At 72.8% G+C, this 21,702-nt stretch carries 19 protein-coding genes; 5 read left to right on the top strand and 14 right to left on the bottom strand.

The annotated features are described in order from the left end of the window. Positions 1-6: 6 nt before the first annotated feature. The 6 genes from ung to Aut01nite_RS04475 all read right to left on the bottom strand — a co-directional run bounded on the left by ung (position 7) and on the right by Aut01nite_RS04475 (position 5,320). Positions 7-690: a uracil-DNA glycosylase gene (gene ung / locus Aut01nite_RS04500; RefSeq protein WP_043531008.1), complete on the bottom strand. Its 684-nt coding sequence runs from the start codon at positions 688-690 to the stop codon at positions 7-9. After that, a complete protein-coding gene (gene tsaE, locus Aut01nite_RS04495) occupies positions 687-1,136 on the bottom strand; it encodes a tRNA (adenosine(37)-N6)-threonylcarbamoyltransferase complex ATPase subunit type 1 TsaE (protein ID WP_043531009.1) in 450 nt (149 codons plus the stop codon). Before tsaE ends, ung begins: the two co-directional genes overlap by 4 nt. Continuing rightward, on the bottom strand, positions 1,133-2,206 hold the full coding sequence (locus tag Aut01nite_RS04490) for an alpha/beta fold hydrolase (protein ID WP_043531011.1): 1,074 nt from the start codon (positions 2,204-2,206) through the stop codon (positions 1,133-1,135). The genes tsaE and Aut01nite_RS04490 overlap by 4 nt, the downstream gene beginning before the upstream one ends. Beyond that, positions 2,203-3,324: an alanine racemase gene (gene alr / locus Aut01nite_RS04485; protein ID WP_043531013.1), complete on the bottom strand. Its 1,122-nt coding sequence runs from the start codon at positions 3,322-3,324 to the stop codon at positions 2,203-2,205. The genes Aut01nite_RS04490 and alr overlap by 4 nt, the downstream gene beginning before the upstream one ends. A gap of 38 nt (positions 3,325-3,362) precedes the next feature. Next, complete coding sequence (locus Aut01nite_RS04480) at positions 3,363-4,814, bottom strand: NAD(P)H-hydrate dehydratase (protein ID WP_043531015.1); 1,452 nt, start codon at positions 4,812-4,814, stop codon at positions 3,363-3,365. A 131-nt stretch (positions 4,815-4,945) separates the two neighbouring features. Then, positions 4,946-5,320, bottom strand: coding sequence for a holo-ACP synthase (locus tag Aut01nite_RS04475; protein WP_043531283.1), 375 nt, complete (start codon positions 5,318-5,320; stop codon positions 4,946-4,948). Between the two features lie 214 nt (positions 5,321-5,534). Here Aut01nite_RS04475 and Aut01nite_RS04470 point away from each other — a divergent pair, with 214 nt between their 5' ends. Both Aut01nite_RS04470 and Aut01nite_RS04465 read left to right on the top strand, forming a co-directional pair. Continuing rightward, a complete protein-coding gene (locus Aut01nite_RS04470; protein ID WP_043531017.1) occupies positions 5,535-5,822 on the top strand; it encodes a hypothetical protein in 288 nt (95 codons plus the stop codon). Positions 5,823-6,009: 187 nt separating this feature from the next. Then, positions 6,010-7,503, top strand: a complete 1,494-nt coding sequence (locus Aut01nite_RS04465) for an alpha/beta hydrolase (protein ID WP_043531020.1) — start codon at positions 6,010-6,012, stop codon at positions 7,501-7,503. A 48-nt stretch (positions 7,504-7,551) separates the two neighbouring features. On the opposite strand, the gene glmS is transcribed toward Aut01nite_RS04465, so the two are convergent. Continuing rightward, positions 7,552-9,435, bottom strand: a complete 1,884-nt coding sequence (gene glmS, locus Aut01nite_RS04460; protein WP_043531022.1) for a glutamine--fructose-6-phosphate transaminase (isomerizing) — start codon at positions 9,433-9,435, stop codon at positions 7,552-7,554. A gap of 328 nt (positions 9,436-9,763) precedes the next feature. On the opposite strand from glmS, the gene Aut01nite_RS04455 reads away from it, so the two are divergent. After that, complete coding sequence (locus tag Aut01nite_RS04455; RefSeq protein ID WP_052164383.1) at positions 9,764-10,354, top strand: MmpS family transport accessory protein; 591 nt, start codon at positions 9,764-9,766, stop codon at positions 10,352-10,354. 45 nt (positions 10,355-10,399) lie between these two features. Here the strand turns inward: Aut01nite_RS04455 and glmM are convergent, their stop codons facing one another. From glmM to rplM, 3 genes are all read right to left on the bottom strand, one after another. Further along, complete coding sequence (gene glmM, locus Aut01nite_RS04450) at positions 10,400-11,752, bottom strand: phosphoglucosamine mutase (protein WP_043531023.1); 1,353 nt, start codon at positions 11,750-11,752, stop codon at positions 10,400-10,402. Positions 11,753-11,921: 169 nt separating this feature from the next. Next, complete coding sequence (gene rpsI, locus Aut01nite_RS04445) at positions 11,922-12,446, bottom strand: 30S ribosomal protein S9 (protein ID WP_152629022.1); 525 nt, start codon at positions 12,444-12,446, stop codon at positions 11,922-11,924. 20 nt (positions 12,447-12,466) lie between these two features. Then, the gene (gene rplM / locus Aut01nite_RS04440) at positions 12,467-12,910 is read right to left on the bottom strand and encodes a 50S ribosomal protein L13 (RefSeq protein ID WP_043531025.1); all 444 of its coding nucleotides are present in this window, start codon (positions 12,908-12,910) and stop codon (positions 12,467-12,469) included. Between the two features lie 682 nt (positions 12,911-13,592). Here rplM and Aut01nite_RS04435 point away from each other — a divergent pair. Continuing rightward, positions 13,593-14,747 carry a uroporphyrinogen-III synthase gene (locus Aut01nite_RS04435; RefSeq protein WP_083999796.1) on the top strand — a complete coding sequence of 385 codons (1,155 nt, stop codon included), beginning with the start codon at positions 13,593-13,595 and terminating at the stop codon, positions 14,745-14,747. A 45-nt stretch (positions 14,748-14,792) separates the two neighbouring features. On the opposite strand, the gene Aut01nite_RS04430 is transcribed toward Aut01nite_RS04435, so the two are convergent. Genes Aut01nite_RS04430 through Aut01nite_RS44210 form a run of 4 tightly spaced genes read right to left on the bottom strand, consistent with a single transcriptional unit; the run spans position 14,793 to position 18,990 of the window. Then, positions 14,793-15,404, bottom strand: coding sequence for a GTP-binding protein (locus tag Aut01nite_RS04430; protein ID WP_043531027.1), 612 nt, complete (start codon positions 15,402-15,404; stop codon positions 14,793-14,795). Then, positions 15,385-15,747, bottom strand: coding sequence for a DUF742 domain-containing protein (locus Aut01nite_RS04425; protein ID WP_043531029.1), 363 nt, complete (start codon positions 15,745-15,747; stop codon positions 15,385-15,387). The genes Aut01nite_RS04430 and Aut01nite_RS04425 overlap by 20 nt, the downstream gene beginning before the upstream one ends. A gap of 40 nt (positions 15,748-15,787) precedes the next feature. Further along, positions 15,788-16,195 carry a roadblock/LC7 domain-containing protein gene (locus Aut01nite_RS04420; protein ID WP_063958855.1) on the bottom strand — a complete coding sequence of 136 codons (408 nt, stop codon included), beginning with the start codon at positions 16,193-16,195 and terminating at the stop codon, positions 15,788-15,790. Next, positions 16,192-18,990: a sensor histidine kinase gene (locus Aut01nite_RS44210; protein WP_043531033.1), complete on the bottom strand. Its 2,799-nt coding sequence runs from the start codon at positions 18,988-18,990 to the stop codon at positions 16,192-16,194. Before Aut01nite_RS44210 ends, Aut01nite_RS04420 begins: the two co-directional genes overlap by 4 nt. A gap of 563 nt (positions 18,991-19,553) precedes the next feature. On the opposite strand from Aut01nite_RS44210, the gene Aut01nite_RS04410 reads away from it, so the two are divergent. Beyond that, positions 19,554-21,566: a hypothetical protein gene (locus Aut01nite_RS04410; protein ID WP_043531035.1), complete on the top strand. Its 2,013-nt coding sequence runs from the start codon at positions 19,554-19,556 to the stop codon at positions 21,564-21,566. The last annotated feature ends 136 nt before the right edge of the window (positions 21,567-21,702 follow it).

The following is a 21,702-nucleotide window of genomic DNA, read 5'->3' as shown; positions in this document are numbered from 1 at the left end:
AAAACCCTAGACGGTGGCCCGGGGGTCCCAGTCGATGACCTGACGGCCACCGTCCGCGAGGGCCTTGTTGGCGGCGCTGAACGGGCGGCTGCCGAGGAACCCGACCCGGTTCAGCGGGCTCGGGTGACCGGCCTCCAGCACCGCGTGGACCGGATTGGTGACCAGCGCCGCCTTCTTCTTCGCATAGCTGCCCCAGAGCATGAAGACGATGCGCTCGTCCCGCTCGTTGAGCGCCTTGATGGTGGCGTCGGTGAACGCCTCCCAGCCCTTGCCGCCGTGCGACCCGGCCTTGCCCGCCCGCACCGTCAGCACCGCGTTGAGCAGCAGCACACCCTGCCTGGCCCACCCGGTGAGGTCACCGCCGGCCGGTTTCGGCACGTTCAGGTCCTCGTTGAGCTCCTTGAAGATGTTGCTCAGCGACGGCGGGCGGCGCACCCCGTCCCGGACGCTGAAACTGAGCCCGTGCGCCTGGCCGGGACCGTGGTACGGATCCTGGCCGAGCAGCAGCACCCGGGTCTGCGCCGGCGAGCACAGCCGGTACGCCGCGAACAGGTCCTCGACCGGCGGGTAGATGGTCTGAGTCGCGTACTCCTCGGCCACCCAGGCGCCCAGCGCGGTGGTGGCGGCCTCGTCGAGGAAGGGGGTCAGCTCGCCACGCCACTCGGGGGGAAGCAGCTCGGTCAGATTCACATGGTCTCCAGTCGGTGTGCCCAGTCGCCGCCGTGCGGGACGAGTTCGACGACGCGGGTGTCGTCGTCCAGCCGGTCGATTCGGATCTGCAGGTATTCGTCGTTCAACTGCTCGACCATCCCGGCGCCCCACTCGATCACGGTGACCGCGTCGTCGGCGGAGGCGTCCAGGTCCAGGTCGTCGATCTCGGCGCGCGGGTCGGGACGGTCGCCCAGCCGGTACGCGTCCGCATGCACCAGGGGCACCGGACCGCGGTGCAGCCGGGCGATCACGAACGTCGGCGAGGTGATCGGCCCCTGCACGCCGAGGCCGGCGCCGATGCCCTGCACCAGCGCGGTCTTGCCGGCGCCGAGGGGCCCGGTGAGCAGCACCAGGTCGCCGGCGCGCAGCACCGCGGCCAGCCGCCGCCCGAAGGCCCGCGTCTCCTCGACGGTGTCCAGTTTCACGTCAGTTTCTCCAGGAAGGGGATCAGTGCGGCGTTGACCTGGTCGGCTTTCTCCAACATCACCACGTGGCCGCTGTTCTCGACCTTGAGCAGCTCGGCCTCGGGCAGGTTCTCGATGATCTGCTCGGAGTGGGTGACCGGGGTCAGGTAGTCCCGCTCCCCGACGACGACCAACACCGGCACGCCACGCAGCGCGGACAGCGCCGGGATGCGGTTGTGCGTGTAGAGGGTCTGCAGATATCTGGTGAGCGTCTCGGCGGAGGTCTTCGAGTTCATGCTCTCCACGAAGGTGACGAGCGACGGGCTCGGCTTGGGCTCGCCGAACCCGTACCTCCGGGTGAGCAGCCAGGCCAGGTCGGAGGAGGCCACCCGGGCCCGGTCGATGGTGCCGCCGCCGAGCTGGGCCGCCTTGCTCCAGAGCGGGATGAACGGGGCGCTCGCCCGGGCCACCACGTTGGTGAGGCCGAGCTTGGCCTTGTCGAAGAGGCCGGCCGAGGTGGACATCAGCACCACACCGGTGACCCGGTTGCCGAACCAGGCCGGGAACTGCTCGGCGAACGCCATGATCGTCATGCCGCCCATCGAGTGGCCGACCAGGATGATCCGTTCGCCGGGCACGGTGGTCTCCTCCAGCACCGCGGCCAGCGATCGGCCGAGGGCGGCGAGATCGTAGGAGCCGGATTGCAGCTTGCCGGACTTGCCATGTCCCGGCTGGTCGTAGAAGACCATCCGGTGCGTGCCCCGCTCGGCCAGCGCCTTGCGCTGGAAATAGAAAGTGCCCATGTCGAGGGCGAACCCGTGGACGAACACGATGGTCGGATCGTCGCTCGCGCTCTCCGGCTCGATGATCTCCACATGCAGGTCGGTGCCGTCGGCGGCGGTGACCGTCAGCTCCCGGTCGAACGGCTGGTCGCCGAACGGCTCCTCGACATAGGGGTCGCCGGGCGCGTTGACCGAACGGCGCACCAGCGCACGCTCCACAGCGAACGCGGTGGCCAGACCGGCCGCGGCGACACCCACCGCGGCCCCGAATATGCCGGCGCCCTTGGCGACCCTCGACCGCCGCCTCATCGAGCGACCTCCCCGTCGTAGTGCCGGGGCACCCGCCCGCTGCCGAACCTCGTGACGATCTCGTAGTTGATCGTGCCGGTCGCGGCCGCCCAGGCGTCGGCGGTCGGCTCGCCGTCGTCGCCGGGCCCGAACAGGACCGCGACATCGCCCGCGACCACCGGCTCGTCCCCCACGTCGACCACCACCTGATCCATGCAGACCCGACCGGCGATCCGGGCCGTGACCCCGCCGATCCGCACCGGCCCGACGCTGGACGCGTGCCGGGGCACGCCGTCGCCGTAACCCAGCGGCACCACGGCAAGCGTCGTCTCGTCAGCCGTGGTGTAGGTGAGCCCGTAGGACACGCCCTGACCGGCCGGGACCCGCTTCGTCATCATCACCCGGGCACGCGCCGTCATGGCCGGGCGCAGCCCATAGGTCTGTCCGGCGATGGGCGACAACCCATACGCCGCGATGCCCGCCCGGACCAGGTCGAAATGCGCGTCGGGCCGGGTCAGCAGGGCGGCCGAGTTGGCGATGTGCCGCAGGCGCGGGACGATGCCGTGACCCGCGGCCATGGTCAGGCCCTCCTGGAAGGCGGCCAGCTGACGGTCGACCGACTCGTGACCCGGCTCGTCGGCGCAGGCGAAATGGCTCCACACCCCGACCACCTCGAGGTCGCCGCCGGCCTCCGCTTTCGCCGCCGCCTCGAACAGGGCCGGCCAGCCGGCGGCGGGCGCGCCGCCACGCGCCAGACCGGTGTCCAGCTTGAGATGCACCCGGGCCGGACCGCCGGCCTGCCGGGCCGCGGTGACCAGCTCGTCGATCAGCCCGGGGGTGCCGGCGCTCAGATCGATCCCGGCCGCCACGCCCTCGTGCAGCGGCAGGCCGGGGCTCAGCAGCCAGGCCAGGACCGGCGCCCCGATCCCCGAACGGCGCAACGACAGCGCCTCGTCGAGGGTGGCGACGCCGAGCCAGGTGGCGCCCCCGGCCAGCGCGGCCCGGGCGGCCGGGACCATGCCGTGCCCGTAGCCGTCCGCTTTCACCGCCACCAGCACCTCGGCGGAGGCGCGAGCGCGCAGCATCGCGACGTTGTCCCGGATGGCGTCCAGATCGACGCGGACTTCGGCCTGCCACATGCCTCCACCCTACTGAGGCGTATGACATTTCCCGGCGGTCAGCCCAGCAGATCGACCAGAACCGGGCGGAGAGCGGCCGCCACGTCCGGCGCGGTGACCGGCCCGTGCCGCGCTGCCCACCGGCCGGCCAGTCCGTGCACATAGGCGGCGGCGACGGCCGCCCGCACCGGCGGCACCCCCGCCGCCAGCAGCGACCCGAGCAGCCCCGCCAGCACGTCCCCGCTCCCGGCCGTGGCCAGCGCCGGACTGCCCGTCGGATTGGCCCAGATCTCGCCCGCCGGGGTGGCCACCACCGTCCGGTCGCCCTTGAGCAGCACCACCGCGTTGGTCCAGGCGGCCAGCCGGGCGGCCGCCCCGGCCCGGTCGGCGCCCGGTGACTCCCCGGCCAGCCGCGTGAACTCGCCGTCGTGCGGGGTGAGCACCAGCGGGGCGTCCCGCCGCAGGTCCTCGGCGTGCTCGCCGCCGACCAGCAGGTTGATCGCGTCGGCGTCGAGCAGGACCGGCAGCGAGGTGGCCAGCACACTGCGCAGCTCGGTCCGCGCCTGCGGGCCGGATCCGAGCCCGGAGCCGCACACCCATGCCTGCACCCGGCCGGCGTCGGCGACCTTGTCGGCGACCACCACCGACGGGTGGGCACGGACCACCTCGGCGTGGGCGCTTCCCGCGTACCGCACCATGCCGGTGGGGCCGGCCAGCGCGCCCGAGGTGGAGAGCAGCGCCGCGCCCGGGTAGGCGGCCGAGCCGGTGGCCAGGCCGACCACGCCACGGCTGTACTTGTCCGAGGTCGCGCCGGGACGGGGCCACCACGCCGCGATGTCCGCGGCGTCCGGCACCCGGACCGCCGGGCCGGTGACCAGCGCCGGGCCGAGGCCGATGTCGACCAGGTCGACGGCGCCGCAGCGGATCGCGGCCGGGCCGAGCACGTGGGCCGGTTTGAGGCACCCGAACGTGACCGTGACATCGGCCGTCACCGCCTCACCCGGCACGTCGCCGGTGTCCACGGCCACCCCGCTCGGCACGTCGACGGCCACCACCAGGGCGCGTGCGCCCCCGCGCCCGCGCAACTCGCCGGCCTGCCGCACGATCGCCGCCGCCGCCGGCCGCAGCCCGCCGCTCGCGCCGATCCCGACGATGCCGTCCACCACCAGCTCGGAACGGGGCGGCAGGTCGCGGGTGGTGAAGCCGCCGGCCGCCCGCAGCGCGGCCAGACCGGCCAGGTGCACCCGTTCCGGGGTGAGCAGCAACGCGCGGACCTGCGCGCCACGGCGGGCCAGCGCGGCGCCGGCGTAGAGCGCGTCGCCGCCGTTGTCACCGCTGCCGACCAGCAGCAGGACCCGGGCGCCGTACACACCGCCGGTCCCGTCCAGCAGGAGCGCGCAGCGCCGGGCCAGGCCGGCTGCCGCCCGTTGCATCAGGGTGCCCTCGGGCAGACCCGCCATCACGCTCTTCTCGGCCGACCGCACATCGCTGACCCGCCACGCCCGCCGCATGAGTCCTCCTGTCGTGTGGGACGCCCGCCCCGGCTTCCGCCCACTGCCCGCCCCGGCTTCTGCTAGCCGCCCGCCGCGGCTTCTGCTAGCCGCCCGCCCCGGCTTCTGTCCGCTGCCAGCCGCGGCTTCTGTCAGCCGCCCGCCTCGGCGACCACCATCGCGGACGCGATCCCGCCGTCGTGGGACAGCGACAGGTGCCATCGGGCGATGCCCCGCTCGGTCGCCGCGGCGGCGACCGTACCGGAGACGGTCAACCAGGGGCGGCCGTCCGGATCCGTGACGATCTCGCAGTCGTGCCAGCGCAGGCCGACCGGCACGCCGAGCGCCTTGGCCACCGCCTCCTTCGCCGCGAACCGGGCGGCCAGCGACTCGGCGGACCGCGGGTTCCCGGAACCGGTCAGCCGCTCGGCCTCGGTGAACAGCCGGTCCGCAAGCAGCGGAGTGCGTTCCAGCGCACGGCCGAACCGGTCCACCAGGACGACGTCGATGCCGACAGACACGATCACAACGGCCACCCTAGTGCCGTCCCGGACCGCGACCCGGGTCAATCCCATCAAGCTCGACCCCTTCCCCGGGTACGCCCACCGCCGCGTCCCCGAGCCTCCCGCGCCTCCGGCCGCCCCGCCAGCCCCTGTGGACCACCGTCCACAGGCCCGCCGGAGCCGGGCCCTTCCCCCTCTAACGTCGGCGCATCCGTCGTCCCCCATGGAGGTCTTGTCAATGAATCCCGATTTCGAGGTCGACGCCACGGACCTGCGCGACACCGCCGCCGCCGTGACCGGCCTGGCCGCCCGGGTGAGCGACCTGGCCGCCGCCGTGCCGCCGATCGATCCATCGCCGCCCTGGGCCGTCACCCGGGCCGCGACCGTGGCGTCCGGTTCGGCAGTACGGTGGGTGGCGGTGCTCGGCGCCGATCTGGCCGGTACGGCCGGGCGGCTGAGAGCCGCGGCGGACACCTACGAGCAGGCCGATTCCCGGGCTGCGGCCCGGCTCCGGGCGGCCCGATGAACGCCGCCTTCACACACGTCCGCCTCGCGTGGGCCCGGCTCGGAGACGCCCGACTCGGGTGCACCTCGCTCGGAGACGCCCGACTCAGGTGCACCTCACTCGGAGACGCCCGACTCAGGTGCACCTCACTCGGAGACGCCCGGCTCGGAGACGCCCGGCTCGGGTGCACCTCGCTCGGAGGGGCCCGGTGAGCGGCGCCGCCGTCACCTACGCACGGCTCCGTGCCACCGACCCGGCCCGATGGCAGGCCGCCGCACTCGCCTGGCGTCGCTGGGCCACACTGGCCGGCGCGCTGTGCGCCGAGTTCGACCCGCTCCCGTCCCGGCTGCGCGCCTCGTGGTCCGGCGCGGCCGCCGAGGCGGCCGCGGCCCGGATCGGCGGACTGCTCCACCGGCTGACCTTCTTCCGGGTGCTCTGCTGGCGGGCCGATCAGGCGCTGTGCGAGTTCGCCGCGGCGCTGGTCCGGGCGCGCGCCCTGCTCGACCGGGCCCGCGGCACGGCTCGGCGCGCCGGCCTGGTCATCGACGATTCCGGTGCGGTCCGCGGCCGCCCGGAGCAGCACGGCAGCATCCGCTCGGCCGCCGCCGATCTGAGCGCCGCGCTCGGGTTGGCGGCCGAGGCCGACAGCGCCGCGGTCACCCGGCTCGGCACGCTCATCGACATGTCACCGGCGCCGCCGGTCACGTCGACGCCGTCCTGCACGGCCACTCCGGCCGAGGTCCGGCAGTGGTGGGATCGCTGGTCTCCGGCCGAGCGTGCCTGGCTGCTGGCCACGGACCCGGCCGCGTTCGCCGGCGCGGACGGCATCCCGGTCGCCGACCGGGACATCGCCAACCGGCTGCTGCTCGCCGGGCAGCGGGTGCCACCCGGCGCGGATCCGGGGCGGGCCGGTGATCTGCGCACCGGGCTGGCCCGGCTGAGCGCGCGGTTGGAGAGCGACGACGGCCCCCGGGCGTACCTGGTGAAGCTCGGTCTGGATCAGGAAGGCCGGGCGGTGGTCGCGCTCGGCGACCCGGACCGAGCCGGTCACGTCCTCACCCACGTCCCCGGCATGACCTCGGACCTCAAGTCGCTGGGTGGCGAGTTGGAGCGGGCCGAGCGGGTGGCTGTTCGCGCCGGTGAACTGGACCCGGCCCGGGCGGCGAGCGCGGTGCTGTGGCTGGATTACGACGCGCCGGACTTCGTGCCGGAGGCGTCGTCGGCGCGGCAGGCCGAGGACGCCGCCGCCGGGCTGCGCCGGTTCCAGGAGGGGCTGCGGGCCGGTCACGACGGCGAGCCGGCCCGGCAGACGCTGCTCGGGCACAGTTACGGCTCGCTGGTGGCCGGGCGGACCGCGGCGACCGGCCCGGTGGAGGCGGACAGCCTGGTCTTCGTGGGTTCGCCGGGTGTCGGCGTCGACGCGGTGTCCCGGTTGAGTGTGCCCGCCGACCGGGTCTTCTCGACGACGTCGGCGACCGATCCGATCCAGTACGCGGCCACCGCCCCGAAGAACCTGGTGGGCGGCCCGTTGGCGGTCTGGGCGGGCCGCGACGAGCTGTGGTTCGGCGCCAACCCGAGTCATCCCGGGTTCGGCGCCCGGATCTTCGCCAGCCAGATCGGCGCGGGGCACCTCGGTTACTGGGACCGGGACCGGCCCGCGCTGGACTCGCTGGCCCGGATCACCCTGGGCGAGCAGCCCTGAGAACGGCGTGAGCCGCCGGAACGGACGTCCGGCGGCTCACGTCTTCGATCATTCGACGGTGACCGACTTGGCCAGGTTGCGGGGCTGGTCCACGTCGTACCCACGGGCCGCGGCGATCTCGCAGGCGAGGATCTGCAGCGGGACCGTGGTCATCAGCGGGGCGAGCAGCGTGGGCGTGTGCGGCACCGGGATCAGGTGGTCGGCGAACTGCCGGACGTCCTCGTCGCCCTCTTCGGCGATCACGATGGTGCGGGCGCCGCGGGCCCGTACCTCCTGGATGTTGGAGACCACCTTGTCGCGCATGACGCCGCGACCGGCCGGCGACGGGACCACGCAGACCACCGCGGTGCCGTCCTCGATCAGCGAGATCGGGCCGTGCTTGAGCTCGCCGGCGGCGAAGCCCTCGGCGTGCATGTAGGCGAGCTCCTTGAGCTTGAGCGCGCCTTCGAGGGCCACCGGGAACCCGACGTGCCGGCCGATGAACAGCACCGTCGACGCGGTCTTGAGATCGCGGCCGAGTTCCCGGACCTCCTCCATCCGGCCGAGCAGGGTGCGCAGGCTGTCCGGGGTGGCCCGGAGCTTCTCGACCACGGCGGCGACCTCGTCGGCGTACATCACGCCGCGGATCTGGGCCAGGTGCAGGCCGATCAGGTAGCAGGCGACCAGCTGGGTGAGGAACGCCTTGGTGGAGGCGACCGCGATCTCCGGCCCGCCGTGGGTGTAGAGCACGGCGTCCGACTCGCGCGGGATGGTGGAACCGTTGGAGTTGCAGATGGCCAGCACCCGGGCCTTCTGCTCCTTGGCGTGCCGCAGCGCCATCAGGGTGTCCATGGTCTCGCCGGACTGGCTGATCACGATCACCAGCGTGGAGCGGTCCAGGATCGGGTCCCGATAGCGGAACTCGCTGGCCAGCTCGACCTCGCAGGGGATCCGCACCCAGTGCTCGATGGCGTACTTGGCGACCATGCCGGCGTGGTACGACGTGCCGCACGCCACGATGAACACCTTGTCGACGTCCCGCAGGTCCTGGTCGGTGAGCCGGACCTCGTCCAGGATGATCTCGCCGCGCTCGCTGAGCCGGCCGAGCAGGGTGTCCGCGATGGCCTGCGGCTGCTCGGCGATCTCCTTGAGCATGAAGTACTCGTAGCCGCCCTTCTCGGCGGCGGACAGGTCCCAGTCGACGTGGTACTCGTTGCCGGCGGCGGGGGTGCCGTCGAACCCGGTGATCTCGATGGCGTCCGGGGTGATCAGGACGATCTGGTCCTGGCCGAGCTCGATCGCCTCCCGGGTGTGCTCGATGAACGCGGAGACGTCGCTGGCGAGGAAGTTCTCCCCGTTGCCGCGGCCGACCACGAGCGGGGAGTTGCGGCGGGCGGCGGCGACCGCGTTCGGCACCTGGACGTCGACGGCGAGCAGGGTGAAGGCGCCCTCCAGGCGGTTGGCCACCCGGCGCATGCCCTCGGCGAGCAGGGCCGGGCCGTCCTCGGCACCGGACTCGCGCAGCGCGCGCATCTCGGCGGCGAGCAGGTGGGCCGCGCATTCGGTGTCGGTGTCGCTGCGGAACTCGACGCCGGTCGCCTCGATCTCGGCGCGGAGCTTCGCGAAGTTCTCGATGATGCCGTTGTGGATGACGGCGACCCGGCCGTCGGCCGACAGGTGCGGGTGGGCGTTGCGGTCGGTCGGGCCGCCGTGGGTGGCCCAGCGGGTGTGCCCGATGCCGGTGGTCCCGGTCTCGATGCCGTCGCCGGTCCGCTCGGCGAGCGCCTTCTCCAGGTTGGCGAGCTTGCCCGCCTTCTTCTCGGTCTGGACGAGCGCGTTGTCGATGATGGCGACGCCCGCGGAGTCGTATCCGCGGTACTCGAGGCGGCGGAGCCCGTCGATGACGATGCTCAGCGCCGGGCGACTTCCTACATAACCCACGATCCCACACATGCGGGGCAGCCTAACCGAGATTCGCTCATCCGTCATGCTCGAGAAGCGGCCTTATGAGCATCCAAAGTGATTGGAACGCTACTCCGACCGCCTCGGCAGGCCACACGCTCGTAACATCCAGCGGTTCATGAACACTCCGCCCAGCGGTGGTCATCCGTACGGGTGAGTGATCCGGGGGTGCGACGCGGGCGTACCGTCGGTTGCGGAGCCCTCACGGGCGCTCCACCGGGAGGAAGAGATGAGCGATCCGAGCGGGCAGCCGCAACCACCGAGATACACGCCGCCCGATTCGTCCTCGGCATACCCGCCGACCTCGGAGTTCCCGCCCGTGAGCGCTCCGCCGGGCAATCCGCAGCCGGGGCCGCCGGGATACCCTCCGCCGCCCCGCCTGCCGCGCAAGAGCGCCACTCCCCTGGTCGCCCTGGTCCTCGCCATCTCACTGCTGCTCTGCGGCGGTGTGGTGGTGGTCGGGAAGATCTTGGTGGACCGCACCACCGAGGCGGCGCAGGATCTCACCGAGCCGCTGGTCAACCCGGTCACGCCGGCCCTGCCCACGGACGCCGCCCCGGACTGGCCGGACCTGCCCGGCCTCCCCACCGACCTGCCCACGAACATCCCGGGCCTGGGTGAGGGCCCGGAGATCACGGTGACCTACGAGGTGAGCGGGACCGGCCGGGTCGAGATCCTCTACCTCGACAAGCTCAACGGCACCCCGAAACGGGTCGGCAACGCCGACCTGCCGTGGAGGATCACCACGAAGATGAAGAGCCCGACCTTGGTCTCGGTGGTCGCCCTGCGCACCGGCTTCACATCCGGCAGCGTCACCTGCCGCGCCTCGGTCAACGGCAAGGAGGTCGCCGAGCAGACCGCCGAGGGCGAGATCGCCACCGCCAACTGCTACAACGTCTTCCTCCCATGACGGAGGGGCCGGTCCACCAGGACCGGCCCCTCCGTCAGCGGAACATCAGGCCGGGCTGGCCGACCGGACCTCGTCGGCGATCCGCTCGGCGACGGCACGCGCCTGCTCCTCGGTGGCGGCCTCGACCATCACCCGGACCAGCAGCTCGGTGCCGGACGGGCGCAGCAGCACCCGGCCGGTCTCGCCCAACTCGTTCTCGGCCAGCGCGACGGCGGCCTGCACGGTCGGCGCGGCCGCGCCCGCGTCGCGGTCGCCCACCTTCACGTTGATCAGCACCTGCGGCAGCTTGTGCACGACGGCGGCGAGATCGGCGAGCGACTTGCCGCTCGCCGCGATCTGCGCCATCAGGTGCAGGCCGGTCAGCACACCGTCGCCGGTGGTGGCGAAGGCCGGCATCACGATGTGGCCGCTCTGCTCGCCACCGAGGGCGAGGCCGCCGCTGGACAGTTCCTCCAGCACGTACCGGTCGCCGACCTTGGTCTCCAGCAGCGTGATGCCGGACTGCTTCATCGCGATCCGCAGGCCCAGGTTGCTCATCACGGTGGCGACCAGGGTGTCGTCGGTGAGGGTGCCGTTGTCGCGCATGGCCAGCGCCAGGATCGCCATGATCTGGTCACCGTCGACGACCTCGCCGGAGGCGGTGACGGCCAGGCAGCGGTCGGCGTCGCCGTCGTGGGCCAGGCCCAGGTCGGCGCCCTCGCGCAGCACGGCCTCGATGACCTTGTCGAGGTGCGTGGAGCCGCACTCTTCGTTGATGTTGAGGCCGTCCGGGTCGGCGTGGATGGCGATGACCTCGGCGCCGGCCTCCCGGTAGGCCACCGGGCCGACCTCGCTGGCCGCCCCGTTCGCGCAGTCCACCACGACCTTGATGCCGTCGAGGCGGTGCGGGAGCGACCCGATGAGGTGCTGGATGTAGTGCTCCGCGCCGTCGAGCAGATCGTTGACCCGGCCGATCCCGGCGCCGGTGGGCCGGCCGATCAGCCCGTGCCCGTCCTCGACCGCCTTCTCGATGCGCTCCTCGAGCTCGTCGGGAAGCTTCGTGCCGCCGGCCGCGAACAGCTTGATGCCGTTGTCCGGCATGGGGTTGTGCGACGCCGACAGCATCACACCCAGGTCGGCACGGGTCTGCCCGACGAGGTACGCGACCGCCGGCGTGGGGAGCACACCGACCCGTACCACGTTGGCCCCCGCACTGGTGAGACCCGCGACGACCGCCGCTTCCAGCATCTCGCCGCTGGCCCGGGGGTCGCGCCCCACGATCGCGAGCGGCGGGTGGCTGCTGTCGGTCTCGACGAGCACCCGCGCGGCCGCGACTGCGACCGAGAGGGCCAGTTCAGGGGTGAGCAGATCGCCGTTCGCGAGGCCGCGAACGCCGTCCGTGCCGAAGAGTCGCCCCATGGCGGCTTCCTTTCGCCGGTATACGTGGCCTCCAGCCTGCCTCAGCGATCGGCTGGTCCAGGAGTACCGGAACGGCTAGTTGGGGAGGGAGTGGGGGTGAAACATCGACGGCCGAGCAGATCCCCAGCCGGGGGATGTGCTCGGCCGTCGATTCAGACGACGCGCAGGATCAGCGCTTCGAGTACTGCGGAGCCTTACGGGCCTTCTTGAGACCGTACTTCTTGCTCTCCTTGACGCGGGCGTCACGGGTCAGGAAGCCGGCCTTCTTCAGGGCCGGACGGTCGTCGGGCTCGACGGCGATGAGCGCACGCGCGATGGCGAGACGCAGGGCGCCGGCCTGGCCGGTGATGCCGCCGCCACGCAGGTTCGCGATGACGTCGAACTGCTCGGCCCGCTCGGCGGTCACCAGCGGCTCGCGGATGAGCTGCTGGTTGACCTTGCTGGGGAAGTAGTTCTCCAGGTCACGGCCGTTGCAGGTGATCTTGCCGGTGCCGGGGATGAGGCGCACCCGGACGATGGCCTCCTTGCGGCGGCCGACGGTCTGGACCGGACGGTCACCGGGACGCAGGGCGCGCACCGGGGCCGGCGCGGCAGCCTCGACGACGACCACCGTCTCGGCGGGCTCTTCGACGGTCTCGACGGTCTCAACGGCCTCGACGGTCTCAACGGCCTCGGGCTCGGTGATGTCGGTCATGCTGCTGCCTTCTCCCGCGCTCACTGCGCGATCTGCTTGATTTCGAACGGCTGGGGCTGCTGAGCGGCGTGCGGGTGCTCAGCGCCCGGGTAGACCTTCAGCTTCTTGAGGATCTGCCGCGCGAGCTTGTTGTGCGGGAGCATGCCCTTGACAGCGAGCTCGATCGCCTTCTCCGGCCGCTTGGTGAGCAGCTCCTCGTAGCCGACCTGCTTCAGACCACCCGGGTAGCCCGAGTGGCGGTAGGCGACCTTGGTCTGGCGCTTGTTGCCGGTCAGAGCGACCTTGCCGGCGTTGATGATCACAACGAAGTCGCCGCAGTCGACGTGCGGGGCGAACGTCGGCTTGTGCTTACCGCGCAGCAGCGTCGCGGTGTGGGTAGCCAGGCGGCCCAGAACGACGTCAGAAGCGTCGATAATGTGCCACTGACGCTCGATCTCACCCGGCTTCGGGCTGTACGTACGCACAGAATTACCTTGTCTCGTCGTCGGTCTGGGGGCGCGCACTGGTCGCATCGAGGAAGATGCGTCAAGCGACCCCGCACAGGGACCACTCGCAACAGTCGCACAACAGCAGGCAACAATACCCGGCTGCGCAGCGCGTGGTCAAAACAGGTGGTACTTACGGGCACCACGGAACCGGCGAGCATCCTGGTTGCAGACGCTCAGCCCTGGTGGAACCCTTTGCACGGCAAGCATACTCCGCGACGTGGACACGCCCGAAGCGGGTGGCACAACCCACTCTGCCTGACTTAGCAGGCTTGAAACAAACGGGACGCTTCACCGAAATTCCCCCACGGCACGCTTCGATGCATGGCCAACGGTGCGGTTCCCCTGACGAAGCGGCCCGGCATCGACCGACGCCGCCTTCGCGGGCGCACCATGGAGAGACCATCGTCAGGGTTGAGGACGGACCTGACGATGTTCGCCGAGCCGGGTTCCGGCTCGGCGAGGAGGAGTCGCGGCGTGCCCCGGACGGAGGCACGGCGATGACCGCAGGCGTGACATGGGAGCGGGTCGACGCTGAGGACGGCGGGCTTCGAGCGTGCCCTTCGGTGGACCGTTCGGCCACGCCGCGACTTCTCGGCCGCAGCGCCCTGGACCAGGGGACATCTCTCCGCCAGGGGCTCCTCGCCGACCCGGGGATCGGATGATCGAGCGGACCCCGGGTGCCCGCCGGGCGCTGCTGACGCCTGCCGCCCTCGCGGCGCCGGCCGCGGCGCTCTCCGGTTACACCGTCGGGGTGACCGCCGACCGCCGCAACGACGAGCTGGCCACCCTCCTGGAGGCGCGTGGCGCCCGCGTGGTGCTGGCCCCCGCCCTGCGCATCGTCCCCATCTCCGACGACGCCGAGTTGCGCGCCGCGACCCGGGCCTGCCTCGACACTCCCCCCGACATCGTGCTCGTCAACACCGGCATCGGCATGCGCGGCTGGCTGGAGGCGGCGGAGGGCTGGGGCCTGGCCGAGCCGCTGCGCGCGGTCCTGTCCCGCAGCCATCTGGTGGCCCGCGGCCCGAAGGCGCGCGCCGCCGTCCACGCCGCCGGCCTGTCCGACCAGTGGTCCCCGGAGGGCGAGGGTTTCGAGGAGGTGATGGAGCACCTCCTCACCCGTGGCCTGACCGGCCGGACCGTCGCGATGCAGCTGCACGGGGAGAGCCAGCCGGAGTACACCGAGGCGCTGGAGTCGGCCGGCGCCCGGGTCATCGAGCTGCCGGTCTACCGCTGGGCGCCGCCCACCGACCCGGCGCCGCTGCACCGGCTGGTCGACCTGGTCGTCGCCCGGCTCGTCGACACCGTCACGTTCACCTCGGCCGCCGCCGTCCAGGCCCTGATCCGGGCCGCCGGCACGGGCACCGACGCGCTGCTGGACGCGCTCCGGGCCGACGTCATGGCCGCCTGCGTCGGGCCGGTCACCTCGGCTCCGCTGCGCGGGCACGGGGTGCCGGTGGTGACGCCGGGACGGGCCCGGTTGAGCGCGCTGGTCCGTACCATCGTGGAAGAGCTCCCCAAGCGGGCCGTGACCCTCAAGGTCGCCGGGCATTCGCTGACCCTCCGCGGCCATGCCGCCGAGGTGGACGGGGTGTTGCGCCCGCTGGCGCCCGCCCCGATGGCGGTGCTGCGGGCCCTGGCGAACGCACCCGGCCGGGTCCTCTCCCGGGCCGCCCTCCTCCAGGCTCTGCCCCGCGGCGCCGACGAGCACGCGGTGGAGATGGCGGTGGCCCGCCTGCGGGCGGGCCTGGCCATCCCCAACGTCATCCAGACCGTGGTGAAACGGGGTTACCGCATCCCGGTCCAGGGTGGGTGAGTCCCGGGCGCACCTGGCGGCCGGGATCCACACCCCGTTCCGGGTCTAGACCGGCGCCGCCTGCTCGTGCTCGGCCACCAGGGTGGCCATCGCGTGCTCGACCACCCCGATCAGCACGGCCTTCACCGAATCGCGGTGCCGGGCGTCGCACATCAGCAGCGGCACCCGCGCCGGGATGGCGAGCGCCTCCCGGACCTCCTCCGGCTCGTAGCGGGGCGCGCCGTCGAAGCAGTTGACCGCGACCAGGTACGGCAGATGCCGGTTCTCGAAGTAGTCGAGCGGCGCGAACGCGTCACTGAGCCGCCGGGTGTCGACCAGGACCGCCGCACCGACCGCCCCCCGGATCAGCTCGTCCCACATGAACCAGAACCGGGTCTGCCCCGGGGTCCCGAACAGGTAGAGGATCAGATCCTCGGCCATGGTGATCCGGCCGAAGTCCATCGCGACAGTGGTGCTCTCCTTGCCCGGCACCTTCGACGCGTCGTCGACGCCGGCCCCGGCCACGGTCATCACCGCCTCGGTGGTGAGCGGCTCGATCTCGGAGACCGCACCGACGAGGGTCGTCTTGCCCACGCCGAAACCACCCGCGACGACGATCTTCGCGGAGGTGATCTCAGCGGGGTGCGCCCGCGTCCGCTCAGAGGTTGCGAAGTCCACCCAACACCCTTCCCAGCAGGTCCATCCGCTCCGTGAACCCGGTCCGGGGAGCGGCACTGTGCAGCTGAAGCAACCCGTCGGCGACCATGTCGGCGACGAGCACCCGGGCCACCCCGAGGGGCAGCCGGGTCAACGCCGCGATCTCGGCGAGCGATAGTGCCTTCGGCTCACACAGCGCGGCGATGCGGTACTTGTCGTGCCCGGCGAATCGCGCTTCCTGCACGGCCGCCGGGCTGGCGAGCAGAACCGCCTCGATCGGGATGTCCCGGATCGGTTCGGTCCGGCCGCGGGTGACCGCGTACGGCCGCACCAGGTTGCCCCGGGGATCGTGCGGCTGTGTCATGTCGCGGTCACCTCGTCTCCGCCGGGGCGAACCCCGGCGACTAGTGGCTGACGGCCTCACGTGGCGCCGGCGACAGTGCCGCGCCGACGCGTTCCACCAGCAGGGCCATCTCATAGCCGACCTGACCGACGTCGCAGCTGCGCGCCGCCAGGACCGCCATCGACGAACCGTCGCTGATGGACATCAGGAAAAGATAACCGCTGTCCATTTCGATGATGGTCTGTTGCACGACACCGGCGTTGAACATCCGGGACGCGCCTTCGGTGAGACTGACCACGCCGCAGGTGATCGCGGCGAGCTGGTCGGCACGATCCGGCGGCAGATCGCGGGACGACGCCAGCAGCAGCCCGTCCGCGGAGACCGCGACCACGTGCGCGATACCGGCGACGCTGTCCGCGAAGTTGCTGAGCAGCCAGCCCATGTCCTGCATGGTGGGGGGCCTGGTCACTGATCCTTCTCCTTCGGAGCCTGTCCTGCCGGGGCGGCGGTTTCGGCAACGCCGTCCGTCCGCCCCCGTTGCACTCCCCTGTGGTACGCGGAAAGCAGCCCGCGAACCTCATCCGGACTACGACGATGTTGTGCCCGCGGCGCCGTCTGCACCCCGCCGGGGACGAGCTGGGCCTGCGGGATCCGTTTCGGAAGCCCGGAACCGGTGGTGCCGGCGTCCTGCGGGTCGGCCGCCGCCATCGCCCGCTGCCAGCCGTCGTCGGCCGACGTGCGCCAGCGGTCGTCCCCGGACGGGCGGGGCGTCGGGACGGCACGGGGCGGCTCCGGTGCGGGTTGCGCCGAAACGGTCACCGGGGTCGGTGGTGGCGCGTACCCCGCGGTCGGCATGTCGTGCCTCGGATCGGGCTCCGCCTCACCCTCGAACCAGCTGTGCTGCATCTCCCAGCGGATTCCCTCCGCGGTCACGGAGGCTGCCGCGGCTTGCGCCCACGCCGGGGCCGGGGTTCCTTCCGGCGCCGGGGGTACGGGTGACAGCAGCGGCGCCGGGTCCGGGGCGAAGGTGTCGGCCGCGCCGGGCACCCGCGTCGGGAGCGGCGGCCGGTCCGGGGTCGGCGGCTCGGGGTCGCGGGGAACACGTGACGGCAGCGGCGGCCGGTCCGGGGTGGGCTGCAGATCCAGATCGGGCAGCGGGCCGATCGGTGGGAGCGGCCGGACCGGCGGCGGAGCCGGCGCGGGGGCGGTCCGGACCGGTGGCCGCACCTCGGGACTGCGCGGCGCCCCCGGCGGCGCCTGCGGCGGCGGGCCGGGCCGGGTCCAGCTGGCCGCTCGGGGCTGCGGGGCGGCTGCCCGGCCGGGCAGCACCACGATGCCGGCCGGGAGCGTCACCTCGACGACCGTGCCGCCCTCGCTCGGGGACCGCAGCTCGACCCGGATGCCGTGCCGGGCTGCCAGCCGCCCGATCACCGCGAAACCCATCAGCCGGAAGGTTCCCGCGTCCACTTCGGCCGGTGCCGACAGCCGCTTGCTCAGCGACTCCATCTGCTCGGCGGAGATGCCCAGGCCACGGTCCTCGATCCGGACCACGGCGTGGTCGCCGACGACACCGCCGTGCGCCACCACCACGGTGGCCGGAGGGGAGAAGCGGGTGGCGTTGTCGAGCAGCTCGGCGATCAGGCGGACCACGTCGTTGACCGCTGCCGCGCTGATCAGCACGTCGGTGTCGACCGTGCCGAACTCGATCCGGTGGTACAGCTCCACCTCGGACTGTGCGGCCCGCAGCGCGTCGACCAGCAGGGCGTCCTCGCGGCGCGGGGTGCCGACCTCGGCGCCGGCCAGGACCAGCAGGTTCTCGTCGTTGCGGCGCATCCGGGTGGCGAGGTGGTCCAGCTCGAAGAGCCGGGCCAGCCGCTTCGGGTCCTCCTCGATCCGCTCGATCTGGTCGAGCTCGCCGATCATCTTGTCGACCAGCGACTGACTGCGCCGGGCCAGACTGAGGAACATGGTGGAGAGGCTGGTCCGCAGGGCCGCCTGCTCGGCGGCCATCCGGACGGCCTCCCGATGGACCATGTTGAACGCCTCGGCGACCTGGCCGAACTCGTCCCGGTCGGTGACCGGGATCGGATCGCGGGTCTGCGCGACGACCCGTTCCACGCCACCCTCGCCCAGGCTCCCGACGTCGTGCAGCAGGTCCACCGCGGCCGGCAGGTCCCGGTGGGCGACGGCGAGGGCGCCGTCCCGCAGGCGGCGCACCGCCAGCAGCAGCGCCCGGCCCAGCAGCACCCCGATCGCCACCGCCGCGAACACGACCAGCAGCACGCTGACGAACTCGACGGCGGCCAGCCGGTCGGTCTTCGAGCGCTCGTCCTCGGCGAGCGCGCCGACCTGCTTCTCGATCTCCACTTCGGCACCGCGGACCAGCACCAGCACGTCGCCGAACGCGTCGGTCAGCTCGGCCGGGCCGGCCGGCTGGGCACCGGCCAGCCCGGCGGACAACCGGTCGGCCCGGGCCACCGCCTCGTCGGCGAGCACCGCGTCAGCGGACGCGACCTGGCCGGCACCGGCGATCGCACGGAACTCGGCCAACGCGCTCGCGCGGGCCTCCTGCGCGGCGATCAACTGCCGCTGGCGGTCGGCGCCCCGGTCGTTCGTGGCCCGGGTCACGAACGCCACCGCGGCTTGATCGGCGACCGCCGACTCGACCCGGGAGAAGTCGGCGAGCGCGCGGAGGCCGTCGGCCACCGGGCCGCGCCCGGCCTCCAGGCTCAGCAGCGTCTCGTACCCGGTGATGCCGTCGAGGATCTCGCCGTACCGCTCCGAGGTGGCGGCCAGACCGGAACCGGCCCGGCTGCTGACCTCGACCCGGGCCTGGGCCAGGCCGGTGAGCTGTTTGTCGATCAGGTCCAGCCGGTCCCGGACCCGGGCCGGCACCTCGGTGATCTCGGTGCGGGCGGTGCGGAACGCCCGTACCCGGGAGTCCACCGCCTTGCCCGTCTCCCGGTACGCGGTCTCCGGCGCGTTCGCGTCGGCGAGGTATTCGAGAGCGGCCATCCGCTCGTCGTGCACGAGCCGGCCCAGCCCGGAGAGCTCGGAACCGAGGACGGCGAGCCGGACCACCCGGGTGGAATCCTCGGACTGCTGCCGGATCTCCAGCGACCGCATGAACGCCATACCGACCACCGCGGTCAGCGGCACGAGCAGCAGACCGGCGATCTTGACGCGCAGGCGCGCGTTCCGCAGCCCGCGGAAACCGCCGCCCGACGTCGGCCGCGCGGCCTGGGGCGAGGGTCCCGTGCTCACGACTTCTCCTTCGCGGTCGTCCCCGCTCCGCACCACGGCAGGAGCCGGCCCATGGAAGGCCGCGGCCCGGCCCCGTCCGGCGCCCGCAGCAAGGCCCGCGCCGTTTCCGGCACGGCGGCGATTTCACCAGAACACCGACCTCTTGGGAAGCCTGGAAGGTCCCGCAAAAGGCTCACCTGTCCGGGTGATAACCGCGCGCGAGTCTGCCGCACGTCCATCGTCGGCGAGGTTGACGTGCACGAATGCCTCACACGCCACCATCCGTGAGATCCCGGTCACCGGACAGCATCGCGATTCCAACCACTATGTGGGAGCTCCCCTCCCCGACCTCGGTGAACACGGTGGCAAGAAACAGCGTGACGTGACGGACTCGGTGTCCGTGCGCGACAGTGTCCACTTCGGACCCATCGTCTGGCAAGTGGCCCCTACGTCGCCCATGGATCACCGTAGGTGACTGATATTCATAGAAGATTCTCGATCATAGATGATCTCGACTTTAGGGTGCCTTAAGAAGCAAACCCCGGACTGGCGCACCATGCGGAACATTCCGTAACGTGCGCGGCATGGCATTTCGGAGCTGGCTGAAGCTGCTGGCCGCTACCATCACGGCCGCCGCGGTCGTCGGGGCCGGCCAACTCGGCATCGCCTACGGGCTCGGCATGGTGCGGCTCGACCAGACCCTGGAAATCACTCAGCGTGACCAATGGACAGCGCAACTCGCCTGGGTCGCATGGATCACCATGACCGCCGCGGCGATCGGCGCCGTGGTCGCCACCGGGCTGCGGCCCCGCTGGTCACCCCGCCCGGTCGGCAGCGGCGGCGCGCTCGCGATGGGCCTGGCCGCCGGAACAGGCGCCCTCGCCGTCCTGCCGCTCACCATGCAGCCGGCCCGATCCGCCCAGATCACCGGAGTCCAGCCGGTCCTCGTCATCGGCATCTGCGCCGGCCTCGGCGCGGCGATCGGCATCTTCGCCGGATACGCCGCGGCGGCCAAGGCGGTCGCCCGCTGGAGCCTCACCACCCTGAGCCTCGCCGTCTGGACTGTGGCGTTGATCTCGGTCGTGCCGTCCCTGGCACCCGGCAAGACCCCCGCGGCGGTCCGCCTCGGTGTGCTGGAAGGCGGTTTCATCCCGGCCTCCGCCGCCGACTACATCGCCTTCGCGACGATGCCGCTGATCGCCCTGCTCACCGGCCTTTCCATCGGCTGGGCCGCCCGCGGCCGAAAGTTCTCCACCACGGCCGTCGCACTCAGCGGCCTGGCCGGCCCGGCACTGCTGACCCTGGCCTACCTGATCGCCGGCCCCGGTTCGGCTTCCGGCCTCGGCCTCCACCCGTACTGGGCGGCGATGACCGCCAGCGGCGCCGGCGTCCTCGGTTCGGTCCTGGCCGCCATCCTCCGCGGCGCGCCCGAGCGGGCCCGCTCCGCCGAGCCGGCCACTTCCGCGGGCGCCCCCTCCGCCGCCGACCCTTCCGACCCCGCCCCCTCCGCCGGCAACCTCCCGACCGGCAACCCCTCCCCCACCGGCAACCCCTCGGCCACCGGCAACCTCTCCGCCGCCGGGCCGGAGGCCGCCACCGGTCTCCCCCGCCGCGACGTCCCCCACCAGTCCGCCATCGCGGCCGCCGCGGCCGCCGCCGCGCAGCGCCCCGACGACCAGCTGCGCCCGTCCGACACCGGTGTCTTCTCCGTCGCCGACCGGCCACACCCGCTCCAGGACCTGGCCGCCACGCCCGCCGCCTCGTCACCCTTCACCTCGGGCAGCGGAACCACCTTCACCCAGAACCCCACCGCCGGCTTCCCCTCGTCCGGCAGCCAGGCCACCGGAGCCACCCCGGGAATCCCGGCCGCGGCCCCGGCTCCCGGCCGGTCCGCCTCAGGCTCGGTTCCCGGCCGGTCCGCCTCAGGCTCGGTTCCCGGCCGGTCCGGCTCGGGCACGGTTCCCGGCACTCCGGCCCCCGGGGGCCCCGCGTCGGCCGGCGTTCCGGGTGCCCTCGCCCCGGCCGCCGTTCCCGGCATTCCCGCGCCGGTCGCCCGGAAAGCCTCGGCCCAGGTCAGCGGTTCCGGCGTCCCGGTCCGTGCCGCCGCCTCCGGCATCCCCACCCAGCCCTCCGGCCCGGGCGGCCCGGCGTCAGCGGAAGCGCCCGGCTTCGGCGGCCCGCAGGACTCCTCCGCGGAGGCCCGCTTCTCCGGACAGCAGCCGGCGGCCAAGAACGCGAGCGGCGGCCTGCGGCGCGGATGGCGTACCCGCCGGTCCACCCCCGAGCCGCCGCCCCCCGCCACACCGTCCGCCGCCCTGACCGGCGACACCGGCTCCTTCAACGGCTTCACGGCCACCCAGCCCAGCCCTCGCGTCGGCATCGACACGGCCGAGCATCCGCGGGTCGCCGCCCGCGGGTCGCGCACCCCGCGCGGCCCGCTCGTCCCCGAGCCGACCGCCGCCAGCGCCCCGCTGCCACACCCGCAGCCGGTGTCCCCGCCTCCGGTTGCCCCCGCCCCGCAGGACCAGAAGCGCGGCCAGAAAGGCGGCCGTGAGGAGGACTACGTCGACTGGGTCAACGGCCTCGGCGGCGCCTGACCATCCGCAATCCGGCTTCCTCCCGGCGAGCCCGCCGGCGCCCACTCCAGGCGCCCGGCGGGCTGATCCGTTTCCGGCAGCGAATTCCGTTCCCACTTCGCGGCCATTCCGCACCCACCCACCTCGCGCGCCGTAC

The sequence above is a fragment of the Actinoplanes utahensis genome, assembly GCF_016862455.1.
GTDB lineage: Bacteria > Actinomycetota > Actinomycetes > Mycobacteriales > Micromonosporaceae > Actinoplanes > Actinoplanes utahensis.
This window is presented reverse-complemented; position numbering and strand designations above follow the sequence as displayed.